The organism is Sphingomonas sp. (genome assembly GCF_040398505.1).
Lineage (GTDB): Bacteria > Pseudomonadota > Alphaproteobacteria > Sphingomonadales > Sphingomonadaceae > Sphingomonas.
This window is the reverse complement of the sequence record NZ_JBBATX010000063.1, coordinates 1-11630: the sequence shown is the minus strand read 5'-3', so window position 1 is coordinate 11630 and position 11630 is coordinate 1. Positions and strand designations below refer to the sequence as shown.

At 64.5% G+C, this 11630-nt stretch carries 8 protein-coding genes and 1 pseudogene; 5 read left to right on the top strand and 4 right to left on the bottom strand.

Annotated elements, in window-relative coordinates:
- Together ABWP09_RS09280 and ABWP09_RS09275 are read right to left on the bottom strand one after the other, a co-directional pair.
- Nucleotides 1-597, bottom strand: a pseudogene (locus ABWP09_RS09280) (sensor histidine kinase); the annotation flags it as partial.
- The gene (locus ABWP09_RS09275; RefSeq protein WP_353204862.1) at nucleotides 594-1268 is read right to left on the bottom strand and encodes a response regulator; all 675 of its coding nucleotides are present in this window, start codon (nucleotides 1266-1268) and stop codon (nucleotides 594-596) included. The gene ABWP09_RS09275 and the pseudogene ABWP09_RS09280, both read right to left, overlap by 4 nt.
- An 88-nt stretch (nucleotides 1269-1356) precedes the next feature.
- Here ABWP09_RS09275 and ABWP09_RS09270 point away from each other — a divergent pair, with 88 nt between their 5' ends.
- The 5 genes from ABWP09_RS09270 to ABWP09_RS09250 are packed head-to-tail and all read left to right on the top strand — an operon-like array spanning nucleotide 1357 to nucleotide 8483.
- The gene (locus tag ABWP09_RS09270) at nucleotides 1357-2619 is read left to right on the top strand and encodes an efflux RND transporter periplasmic adaptor subunit (RefSeq protein WP_353204868.1); all 1263 of its coding nucleotides are present in this window, start codon (nucleotides 1357-1359) and stop codon (nucleotides 2617-2619) included.
- On the top strand, nucleotides 2616-5807 hold the full coding sequence (locus ABWP09_RS09265; protein ID WP_353204861.1) for an efflux RND transporter permease subunit: 3192 nt from the start codon (nucleotides 2616-2618) through the stop codon (nucleotides 5805-5807). The genes ABWP09_RS09270 and ABWP09_RS09265 overlap by 4 nt, the downstream gene beginning before the upstream one ends.
- Complete coding sequence (locus ABWP09_RS09260) at nucleotides 5804-7234, top strand: efflux transporter outer membrane subunit (protein ID WP_353204860.1); 1431 nt, start codon at nucleotides 5804-5806, stop codon at nucleotides 7232-7234. Before ABWP09_RS09265 ends, ABWP09_RS09260 begins: the two co-directional genes overlap by 4 nt.
- Nucleotides 7234-7875 carry a hypothetical protein gene (locus ABWP09_RS09255; RefSeq protein ID WP_353204859.1) on the top strand — a complete coding sequence of 214 codons (642 nt, stop codon included), beginning with the start codon at nucleotides 7234-7236 and terminating at the stop codon, nucleotides 7873-7875. Before ABWP09_RS09260 ends, ABWP09_RS09255 begins: the two co-directional genes overlap by 1 nt.
- Nucleotides 7876-7919: 44 nt before the next feature.
- Complete coding sequence (locus ABWP09_RS09250; RefSeq protein WP_353204858.1) at nucleotides 7920-8483, top strand: DUF4337 domain-containing protein; 564 nt, start codon at nucleotides 7920-7922, stop codon at nucleotides 8481-8483.
- 165 nt (nucleotides 8484-8648) lie between these two features.
- Here the strand turns inward: ABWP09_RS09250 and ABWP09_RS09245 are convergent, their stop codons facing one another.
- On the bottom strand, nucleotides 8649-10274 hold the full coding sequence (locus ABWP09_RS09245) for an OFA family MFS transporter (protein WP_353204857.1): 1626 nt from the start codon (nucleotides 10272-10274) through the stop codon (nucleotides 8649-8651).
- Nucleotides 10275-10388: 114 nt separating this feature from the next.
- Nucleotides 10389-11486 (bottom strand): alpha/beta fold hydrolase, encoded by a 1098-nt coding sequence (locus ABWP09_RS09240; RefSeq protein WP_353204856.1) that lies wholly within the window; start codon nucleotides 11484-11486, stop codon nucleotides 10389-10391.
- Between the last annotated feature and the right edge of the window lie 144 nt (nucleotides 11487-11630).

Genomic DNA, 11630 nt, shown 5'->3' with positions numbered 1-11630 from the left:
GCCAAGCGGCAAACGGATGTCGAGCGATTTCGGGCCGATCTGTCCAGCGACGAGCGATACGGCGCGCATCCGGAGGGTCATTCGTCTGGCCAATAACGCCCCGATCAGCGGCACAAGCGCCGCGATCGGCAAGCCGATCAGCGCAAACCGCGGCAGAAAGCTGCGAACGATATCGTCGGTGACGACGGCCGGGTCAGCGTCGTCCTGCGATACGACGATCCAGCCGCCTTTTCGGGGCACGCTCAATCCTTCAATCGCCCGGATGCGAAAGAATTGGGCCGTCGCCCCCAGCGGGGCTGCGGGCACCACCTCTGGGCGGGCCGGGCCATAGGATTTCTCGACGCGGCGATCGCTACCGATCACGCTCACCGCCATGCCGTTGGACAAGGTCACGCTGCGGGCACCAGGCGGGTCGATTTCCAACGCCACCGCCGATGCCGCAGCCTGACGGCGCAAAAGATCGCGTTGAAAATGGTCGGCGGTTTGGTGCAGCAATGTGGTGGCACTGGCGAACAAGATGACTGCAGCAGCCACCGCGATCACCGCGTGTAGCGCGATAAACTGACCGAGCAGCGACCGCGGCGCGGCTACTTTCATGCGACGGGAACGAGCATGTAACCAACACCGCGCACCGTCTCGATGCGAACGCCGCTGGCGACGTCTTCGAGCTTTTTGCGCAGGCGATGCACATAGACCTCGACGGCGTTGGACCCCAAATCCCCGTCTAGGCCGAACAACTGATCTTCGACGACGCGCTTGACGACAACCTTGCCGGCCCGGCGCATCAACAGCTCGAGCAATTGCGTTTCACGCACAGAGAGCGCGAGCGGTTTGGATCCGATCGACGCGGCCCGAGTCTGCAGCTCGAGCTCGAGCGCACCGCAGCGCAGCGATTTGCCGACATACCCATCGCGCCGCCGCAGGACCGCGAGCAACCGGGCATGCAGCTCGTCCACGTCGAACGGCTTGACCATATATTCGTCGGCACCTTCGTTCAGGCCAAGGATGCGCGCATCGATCGCGCCGCGCGCCGTCAGAACGAGCACCGGTCGATTGTCGCCTTCGCGGCGCATCCGCGCAAGCAGCGCGATGCCATCCCCATCGGGCAAGCCGAGATCCAGCAAAATGGCGGCATAGTCGATCGCGGCCAGATACCCTTCGGCTTCCTCGGCGCGGCTGGCGCGATCGACCGACACCCCCCTTCGCGAAAGCGCATCGATCAGCGGCACCGCGACCGTGTCATCGTCCTCGATCAGCAGGATCCGCATCGTCCGACTTTCCGCAATGCAGCAATTTGTAAGCGCGCTGTAAGCCAGCGTGCCTACCGGTGCCAGCCCCGACCTGACAGGGCTGATGATGCACGGTTCCCCTCCCTCTCAATCCCTCCCGGCGACGCAGGCGCTCTCGCGGCGCGATCAGGTCCGTTGGCTCATCGTGTTTACGGTCGTCGGGATTGGCGTGCTGCTGCTGTGGCTGGCAATCGCAGCGCTTGTACATCGCGAGCCGGCCGCGCCGCCGATCACCCCACCCGGCACGTTGCGTTTGACGGGCGATCAGATGGCCGCCCTGAAAACGGTTCGGATTGGCTATGCAGCATCCGACGACCGCACGCTGGCGAGCGGTGCGATCACCGTCGACGGGGATCGCAGCACGCCGGTCCTGATGCCCTACGCCGGTCAAATTGTCCGCGTGCTCGCCGATGCGGGGCAATATGTCCGCGCGGGGCAGCCGCTGTTGCTGGTCAAGACGAGCGATTTCATCGACGCGCGCAGCGGCTTGTTCGCGACACGCGCAGCGCTTCAGAATGCGCAGGCCCAGCTCGCCACCGCGACGCGCAATGCCGAGCGACAGCGCCAAATCTTCGAGACCGCGGGCGGCGCGCAAAAGGATTATCTGCAAGCGCAGACCGATCTGATCGCGGCGCAAGCAACCGCGCGCACGACCGCCGCGGCGCTGGGCGCAGCACGCGACAAGCTTGCGATCCTTGGCAAGTCGGCGGGCGAGATCGCGCGGCTCGAAGCCGCCAGCGAAGTTTCCGGCATTCACGACCGCACGACGCTCCACGCACCGATCGCGGGGCTGATCGCATCGCGAGACGTCTCGGCCGGCCAATATGTCTCGCAAGGCGGCGACAAGCCGGTGATGACGATCACCGATCCATCCCATGTCTGGTTGATCGCGCAAATCGCCGAAGGCGATGCCAACGCCGTCCATGTCGGCGACGGCGTGACGGTGACGACCCCCGCTTTGCCGGGCCGGAGCTTCCACGCGACGATTGATCTGGTCGGTGCTGCGCTCGACCCGCAGACGCACCGCATGCCGGTGCGTGCGACGATCACCAATCCCGACGGCGCGCTCAAACCACAAATGTTCGCCAGCTTCTCGATCCAGCGGCCGCAACGTGGCACCGTCTTGCACCTTCCTGCCGCCGCCGTGATCCACGAAGGCACTGTCGCGCGGGTGTGGGTGGTTCGCCCCGACGGGCTGTTACAAGCGCGGACGATCGTCGCCGGCGAAGAGCAGGACGGTGCGATCGTCATCGTCTCGGGGCTTAAGGCCGGTGAGCGGGTCGTGACGGCGGGTGCGCTGTTCGTCAACGAGGCGGGCCTCGGCGCGTGAACCGTATCGTCGCGTTTTCGCTGCGGCAGCGGCTGCTGATCGTCGGCATCTTTGCAGCGATGCTCGTCGCGGGCGCGGTGGGCTTCTGGAACCTCAATATCGAGGCCTATCCCGATCCCGTGCCGCCGATGGTCGAGGTCATCACGCAGACGCAAGGGCTTTCGGCCGAGGAGATGGAGCGCAACGTCACCATCCCGATCGAGGTCGGCATGGCGGGCATTCCGCATTTGACCGCGATCCGCGCGATCTCGCTATTCGGCCTGTCCGACGTGAAAATCCAGTTCAGCTACGATCTGACCAACGATGCCGCAAAGCAGGAGGTCATCAACCGCCTGTCGCAATTACCACCGCTTAGCGGCGGTGCGCAGCCGACGCTCTCGCCGACCAGCCCGGTCGGGGAAATCTATCGCTACAAGATCAGCGCGCCGCCCGGCTATTCGGTGATGGACTTGAAAACCCTGCAGGATTGGGTGTTGCAACGGCGCTTCAAGCGAATTCCCGGCGTCATCGACGTAACGGGCTGGGGCGGCAAGCTGCGCGCCTATGACGTCGTGATCGATAGCGATCGGCTTGCTGCGCATGGCGTTGCGATCGGCCAGGTGCTCGCTGCGCTGGGCAAAAGCGACGGCAATGTCGGCGGCCAGACCATCAATTTCGGCGCGCAGTCGGCGATTGTCCGCGGGGTCGGGTTGATCCAGTCGCCGACAGCGATTGAGAACGTGCTGGTCGGCACCGCCAGCGGTCAGCCGATCCTGTTGAAAGACGTGGCGCACGTCCAGATCGGCAACGCCCCGCGCCTCGGCATCGCGGGCTATAATAATGAGGACGACATCGTCCAGGGCATCGTGTTGATGCAGCGCGGCGCAAAGTCGATGCCGACGATCGAAGCGGTGCAGCAGGAAGTCACCGACATCAACGAGTCGGGTATCCTGCCCCCCGGCGTCCATCTCGACCGCATCTATGACCGCTCCGATCTGATCCGCCTGACGATCCACACCGTCCTCGAAAATCTGATCGCCGGGATCGCGCTGATCTTTTTCCTGCAATGGGTCTTTCTCGGCAATCTGCGCAGCGCGATCATCGTCGCGGCGACGATTCCGTTCGCGCTCGCCTTCGCGATCCTGATCCTCGTACTGCAGGGCGAAAGCGCGAATTTGCTTTCGGTCGGCGCGCTCGATTTCGGTTTGGTCGTCGATGCCAGCGTCATCATGGTCGAGAACATCTTCCGCCATATGGTCGAGCGCTCGGGCCATGTCGAAAGCGGACGCGGGCACTATACCCATGCCAGCCGCTTCTCGGCGGTGCTGGGGGCGACCAGTGAAGTCAGCCGCGGCATCTTCTTCGCCGCCGCGATCATCATCGCCAGCTTCCTGCCCTTGTTCACGCTCACCGGCGTAGAGGGCCACATCTTCGGCCCGATGGCCAAGACCTATGCGTATGCCATCACCGGCGGACTGATCGCGACGTTCACGGTCGCGCCCGTGCTCGCGACGATCCTGCTCCCCGACAGATTGTCGGAAGCGGAGACTTGGATCGTCGCGCGGCTGCGCCGCTGGTACGAGCCCGCCGCCGCATTCGCGCTCGGCAATCGTGTGCTCTCCATCGGCGGCGGCGTGCTGCTGCTTGGCGCCGCGGTGATCGGCATACGCTCGCTCGGGATCGAGTTCCTCCCGCATTTGGAGGAGGGCAATTTGTATATCCGCGCCAGCCTGCCGCCCTCGATCAGCCTTGAGGCCGGGCAACCCGTCGTCAATGGCGTGCGCCGGATGATCGCCGGGTATCCCGAAGTCGAATCGGTTCTTTCGGCGCATGGCAGGCCCGATGACGGCACCGATTCGACGGGCTTCTTCAACGCCGAATTCTTTGTGCCGCTAAAGCCTTTCGGCGATTGGCCCGCCGGGGTCACCAAGGAAACACTGACCGCAGCGCTATCAAAGAAGCTGCAGGCACACTACCCCGGCGTCGATTTTTCCTTTTCCCAATATATCGAGGACAATGTCGAAGAGGCCGCTTCTGGGGTGAAGGGGGCCAATTCGATCAAGCTGTTCGGCCCCGATCTGGCAACGCTCGAAAAATACGCCGATGCGATCAAGGATCAGATGGCGAAGGTGCCGGGCATCGTTGATCTCGGCGTGTTTCAGTCGCTCGGTCAGCCAACGGTGCGGATCGACGTGGATCGCGCGCGCGCCTCGCGCTATGGCCTGACGCCGGACGATATCAATGCGACGGTGGCGGCCGCAATCGGCGGACAGTCGAGCGCGCAGCTCTATGAAAAGGGCACCGATCGCCACTTTCCGATCGTCGTTCGGCTGAAATCCGAACAACGCGATACGATCGACGCGATCCGCCGCATCCCCATTGGCGCGCCAGCCCCGAACGGCGCTGGCACAATCCAGGTACCCTTGTCCGAAGTCGCCGATGTGAAGCTCACCTCGGGTGCCTCGTTCATCTATCGCGAGCATCAGGAGCGCTACATCCCGATCAAATTCTCGGTGCGCGGGCGCGATCTCGGCGGTGCAGTCGTGGAGGCGCGCGCGCGGATCACCCGCAACGTCCCCCTGCCATCGGGCTATCATCTCGAATGGGCCGGCGAACTCGATAATCTCAACAATGCGGTCGCCCGCCTCGAAATCGTCGTACCGATCAGCCTGCTGCTGATTCTGCTCCTGTTGTACGCCAATTTCGGCTCGATCCGCGACAGTCTGTTGGCCTTTTCGGCGATCCCGATGGCGATCATCGGCGGCGTTCTCGCACTGGCGCTGACCGGGACAGCCTTTAGCATTTCGTCGGCAATCGGCTTCGTCGCGCTGTTCGGGATCGCGGTGATGGACGGAATCCTCGTGGTCACCACCTATAACCAGGCGATCGACGAACATGCCGACCGGCAAGCCGCGCTGGCGACAACCGTCCGCCACAGTTTGCGCCCGGTCGTGATGACATGCCTGGTCGCGGCGATCGGGCTGCTGCCGGCGGCCTTGTCGAACGGGATCGGTAGCCAGGTCCAGAAGCCGCTCGCGCTGGTTGTCGTCGGCGGCATGACGCTGGCGCCGGTGTTGATCCTGCTGCTGCTGCCGGTGCTGATCGATCGCTTCTCGCGGCGGGTGAAGCCCGAAGATCGTGGCGCGCACGGACGCGACGTCGGACATCATCCAACGCAAGCGATGGATCCCGAGGCGACGCCGGCATGACGCGCTGGGCCCTTCCCCTGCTCGCGATGGTGCCGATGCTGTCGGGGTGCGCGGTCGGGCCGCGCATTCTGGACGCCCACGCGGTGCTACCACCGCCCGCAGAGCCGCAACGCTTCGCCCCTCGCGCCGGCCCGGAGCAAATCACGCACGACAACGCGGTAGCCAAAGATTGGTGGCGGGCGTTCGGCTCGCCCGAACTCGACACGTTGGTGGACGACGCGTTGCAACACGCGACCGACCTTGCCATGGCCGACGCCGCCTTGCGCCAGGCGCGCGAACAGGCCGGTGCCATCGCCGGTTCGGCCCTGCCGCAAGTCGACGCAACCTTTCAACCGCAACGGACGCGCGTCTCCCATGCGCTCGCCCCGGCCGTGACCGATGGCACGCAATCGCTCTACACGCTGCACATCGCGCAGGTCACGATCAGCTATGGTCCCGACCTTTTCGGGGGGAACCGTGCGCGGATCCGCTCGGCGCGGGCCGCGGCCGATGTCGCGCGATACCGGCTTGATGCGGCGCGGGCGACGGTGGTTGCCAATCTGATCGTCGCAGTGATCCAGCGCGCATCGCTTGCCGATCAAATCGACGCGGCACAGACCAGCGTGTCGATCAATCAGGATATCCTGCAGAACCAGCTGCGGCGGCAGCGGCTCGGCGCGATTGGTGCCGCCGATATCGCCACGCAGGAGACGGCGCTCGCCACGGCCGAGGCCGCGCTGCCATCGCTGGTCCGCGCAGAAGCGCATCAACGCGTGCTCATCGGCACGTTGCTTGGTCGGGCGGCGGGGCGCGATCTGCCGCCCTTGCCAAATCTTGCCGCGCTGGCCTTGCCACACGATGTGCCGCTGGCGATTCCGTCCGAGCTCGTCGCGCGCCGCCCGGACGTGCGCGCGGCACGCGCGCAACTGGAAGGCGCTGGTGCCGATGTCGGGGTCGCGATCGCCGCGCGACTGCCGAACCTGCAATTGAGCGCGAGCGGCGGCGGTGCGGCGCAGCAGGTGTTCGACCTGGTCCAGAACGGTAATCCGTTCTGGACGTTGATCGGCGGCTTGGCGCAGCCGATCTTTCACGGTGGGGCGCTGCGCCATCAGCAACGCGCGGCGGAAGCCGCACTCGACGGGGCGAAGGCGCAATATCGGGCATCGGTGCTCCAGGCTTTTGGCGAGGTGTCCGATGCGCTGACCGGGCTGCGCACCGATGCTGACGCGCTCGATGCCGCGGCACGGGCCAGCGACGCCTCGGCGCGCGCGCTCGGCTATATCCGGCGGCAATTGGCGCTGGGCGATGTCGGTACGCTGGCCTTGCTCAACGCCTCAGCCGCCGATGCCCAAGCGCGCGCGCAACGCATCCAGGCACGCGCGGCCCGCCTGAGCGATACCGTTGCGATATTTCAGGCGGCCGGCGGCGGCGTTGTGGGAGAGCGATAATGGGGGGGCCGATCGGAGCAACCAGCGGCACGTTCATCCTGATCGGCGCAACTTTGGTGTTGAGCGGCCGGGTTGACGACAAGACGGTGCGCGTCGCGATCGCGCCGGGCGCGTGGACTACGGCAATCAGCCCCGCTTTGTCCGATTGGATCAAAGCCCGTCACGGAAGTTCTGACCTGAAAATCCACCTCCGCGCTGAGACGATCCATGCCCAGATCGCCACGGTCGAAGCGCAACCGAGCGAAGGCGCACAGATCCGACTGGGGCAGGATGTGCTCGGCGAAAATCCGATCGAGATTGATTTCGCGCACCACGCGCTGCGGCCGCTCTCGGCGAGCGAGGCGACCCATTTTGAGCGCCGCGCAAAGCCGATCGCGCTTCGCCATGCGCCGGACGGCAGCCTGTCCGTCGCGCTCGCCGCGGGGAGCGGCGCTCCCGTGCGTGCCGTGCTCGACCTGTCCCGGGCAACCGGCGTCGTCATGCCGGGACTGGCTGCGGAGCGCGCGGTAACCGTCGGAGGGGTCGTGTTGGCGAATGCCGAGGTGCGCGACGGGCCAAAACCGATCATCGGTCTTTACGCATTCCGGCATGTCCGGGTGATATTCGATCTGGGGCACGATCGCATCTGGGTTCACCGCTAAACATTTCACGCTCCCCGATAGTTTTGAGACGATAGGACGGCGCCATGCCCGAGGACGATTATGACATTCGCGGTGCCCATGACGCCGCAATCGAAGACCATGCGCGCGATCCCGACCCGCTGAGCCAGCGGATCGCGCTGTTTTCGGCCGTGCTCGCCACGCTCGGCGCGATCGTCAGTTTCCTTGGCGGGCACACCCAGAACGACGCGCTGTATTACAAGAACGAAGCGGTGCTGATGAAGGCGCGGGCGTCAGACAGCTGGGCCTATTACCAGGCCGAGGATATCAAGCACCATCTGGCGGAGACGGTCGCGACGTTGGCCCCGGCGTCGGCAAACGCAGCTGCCGCCGACGCGAAAAAATATGCGGAGCGAGCTCGGCAGCTACGGGCCAAGGCAGAAACTTATGACCGCAAATCCGAGGACGCCGACGCCGAGTCGCGGCGGGCCTTGTCCCCGCACACCAAGCTCGCGATCGCAATGACCTTTATCCAGGTGGCGATTGCGCTGGCATCGATCACCGTGCTGACCAAGCGCCGCTGGCTGCTATGGGGCGCGGGTGGGTCAGCGGCGGTTGGGGTTTTGCTGAGCATCGTCGCTTGGGTGTGACCGGTTGGGGAAACGCTGCGGAGCGTGACGGCAGCGCTACCGGCGGCGTGCATTGCCAGCCGCACTCGCCGCGTTGCCGGGTCAGTGAACGTCCCTTGGCCGCCATCGCGTCCCGAACCCTGCCGGTCACCGCCGATCGGTTCAGGTCGGGCAGAGCAAAGCCCTTTACCAAGCCGTAAGCAGCGCCGACGCTTTTGTCGCTGTCGTCCACAGGCCCCAAAGAAGCGGAAGCCCGACCGCCGCCCAGGCGAGCAATACGGCCATCCGCCTTCGCCCCGGCGTTACCGCTAAAGCCGGCGCGGTCGCATCGGCGTGGGTGGGATCGCTCGAAACTGGCTCGGCGGTGTCGGTCCGAAACCGCGAGGCGACGGGCCTTACAAACACGTTTGCGACAAACCCCACGACCAGAAGACCCGCCAAGACCAAAAAGATCGGTGGGTAGATCAGCGCGCACGGGGTGCCCGCAGCGATGCGCGTGTCTCGCATCGTGCTCACGATCAACGGGCCGAGCACCCCTGCCACCGACCAGGCCGTCAACAGCCGACCGTGGATAGCGCCGACGAACCGCGTGCCGAAGGTATCGGCGAGGTAAGCGGGCACGGTCGCAAATCCCCCGCCATACATCGATGCGATAAAGGCAAAGGTGAGCGCGAAGATGGGCAGAATCGCATTTTCGGCCGACCAGGGTGCCACCGTTCCATACAGCGCCGCCCCCAGTGCAAGCATGATCGCATACGTAGCTTTCCGCCCGATCCGATCGGACATCGCCGCCCAGAAGAAGCGTCCTCCGATATTGAACAGGCTAATGAGTCCGACAAAGCCGGCACCAACCGCCGCGGCCGCTGCCTTTTGGGCATCGTCGAATTGAAGAAACGACAATTCCGGCTGGCTGATCAAGCGGCCGGCGAAAATCTCCTGGACCATGGGTGAGGCGATGCCGATGATACCAATCGATGCTGAGACGTTCAGCAGCAATACGGTCCAGATCAGCCAAAATTGCGGCGTCCGGTGGGCGTCCTTGAGATCGACATAGGTCCCGGTGCTCATCACCGCGCGCGGTGGGGCGGTCCAACCGCGCGGCGTCCAGTCCGTGGGCGGGACGCGATAGCCGAACGCGCCCGCGAGCATGGCGATCAGGTAGAGGACCGCCAGAACGAGCATGGTTTGCCAAACGCCGACCCCCGCCGCACTGGCGAAATGCTTCATGAGCGCATCAGCGAGCGGCGAGCCGACCAAGGCACCCCCGCCAAAGCCCATGATCGCCATACCGGTCGCCATGCCGCGTTTGTCCGGAAACCATTTGATGAGCGTCGATACCGGGGAAATATAGCCGATGCCCAAACCAATCCCGCCGATCAGTCCGGCGCCGAGCCACAGCAACCACAATTGATGGATCGATACGCCGATCGCGCCAATCGCCATGCCGCCTGCCCAGCAACACGCAGCGACCACGCCGGCTTTGCGGGGGCCGACGCGTTCGAGCCAGCCGCCCCAAATTGCCGCGGACATGCCGAGGACGACGAAAAAGAGGCTGTACGTCCAGGTCAGGTCGCTGACCCGCCAATCGCAGGTTACGGTTGTCATCGCCTGCAGCAAGGTCAGTTTCTGGCACACAATCGGGCTGGAGACGCCGATGGCGCGAGACAGCGGCAGCCAGAACACGCTGAACCCATAGGCCATGCCGATGCACAGATGGATCGCAAGCGCGCAGGGCGGAATCAGCCAGCGTTGATAATCGACCGGCGCAATCGTTCTGTTCCGCGCCAACAAGCCATCGCGTTCACTGCGCATACGGTCCCAAGTCCAGACTTCGAGCGACACATGCGATTGTCGCCTCTGTCAGCGATAGCGTGGCACACACGGAGTCTTCGGCAAAGCGCTGCCATTGCCGGCGGCGTGAAAGTTTCAACCGGTCGTCGCACCTGCGCGCATAAAGGCGCCGATATGGTCGTTCAGGAACTTCGCGTCTGCCGGGTTGCTGGCAGCCCCCGCCGTGTGGCCCCATAGCGACGGGATCGGCAACAGCGTGACCTGCGGGATGAACCTGGCCTCGTACTGCGCATCGTCGACCGGGAAATAGAGATCGGTCGCAGAGGGCATGTACAGCACAGGGACCTTGATCGATCCGAGCGCCTTTTTCGTGTCGCCGTCAAAGCCCGGTGTCGATCCGACATCGTGCTCTTCCCAAGTATGCATCTGCAAAATGAGGTCGTTCGCGTCCGCGCCGGGAATAAAGTCCTTGTACAGCCCATCGAACACGGTTCGATACGTCGTCGCGGGAGGTGCGCCAGCGCGCCACAATTCTTCGCGCCACCACCCTTGCGAAAAGAGCCATCCCGCCCAGATCGCGCCGAACGTCTGCAGGCCCTTTTTCGGCTGCACTTTATACTCGCCGCCAGCAAAGACCGGATCGCTCTCGATCGCGATGATCTGGCTTTCCAGCCGGACGATGCCGTGCGGCCAGGTCTTGGCGGTGGCCGAGGTCACGACGATGCGGTCCATGAAGTCGGGATAGGTGACTGCCCACTGGAACGCCTGCTCACCACCCATCGAAAAGCCGACGACCGCGCGCAAATGCCGCACGCCGAGCGCCTCACCAAGCAACCGGTGTACCGCAGCGACATTGTCGCGGATGCTGGTGACCGGGAAACGCGGCCCGTCAAACGGCGCGGGCGCGTTGCTGGGCGAGGACGATTTGCCGTTGCCGAACAGCTCGGTCGCGACGAGGAAATATTTCTTCGGGTCGAGCGCTTTGTCCGGGCCGATCAGCCATTCATAGCCGTGCGAATCGGCCATGTAATGCGACGGCAGCAGCACGACATTGTCGTGCGCGGCGTTGAGCGTGCCGTAGGTCGCGTACATGACCTTGGCCTCAGGCAGGACAGCCCCGTTTTCGAGCGCGAAGTTCTTGATGACGAAGGCACGGCGGTCGCCATCCGCTGCCAGTGCCGGTCCGACGGTCGCGAGCAGCAGGGCCAGGAAACACGCCAGGGATCGCAACATTGGGTTTGCCTCAACAGAGTTCGGTCGCGCGACCTTACCGTTTTTGGAAGCCGGCGCGACCTGCAATGTCATGGCGATTTCGGTGCATGACAGCCCTTGCATGACCGACGCCACCGCTCCGGCTTCCCGGCGCGTGCTCGGTTA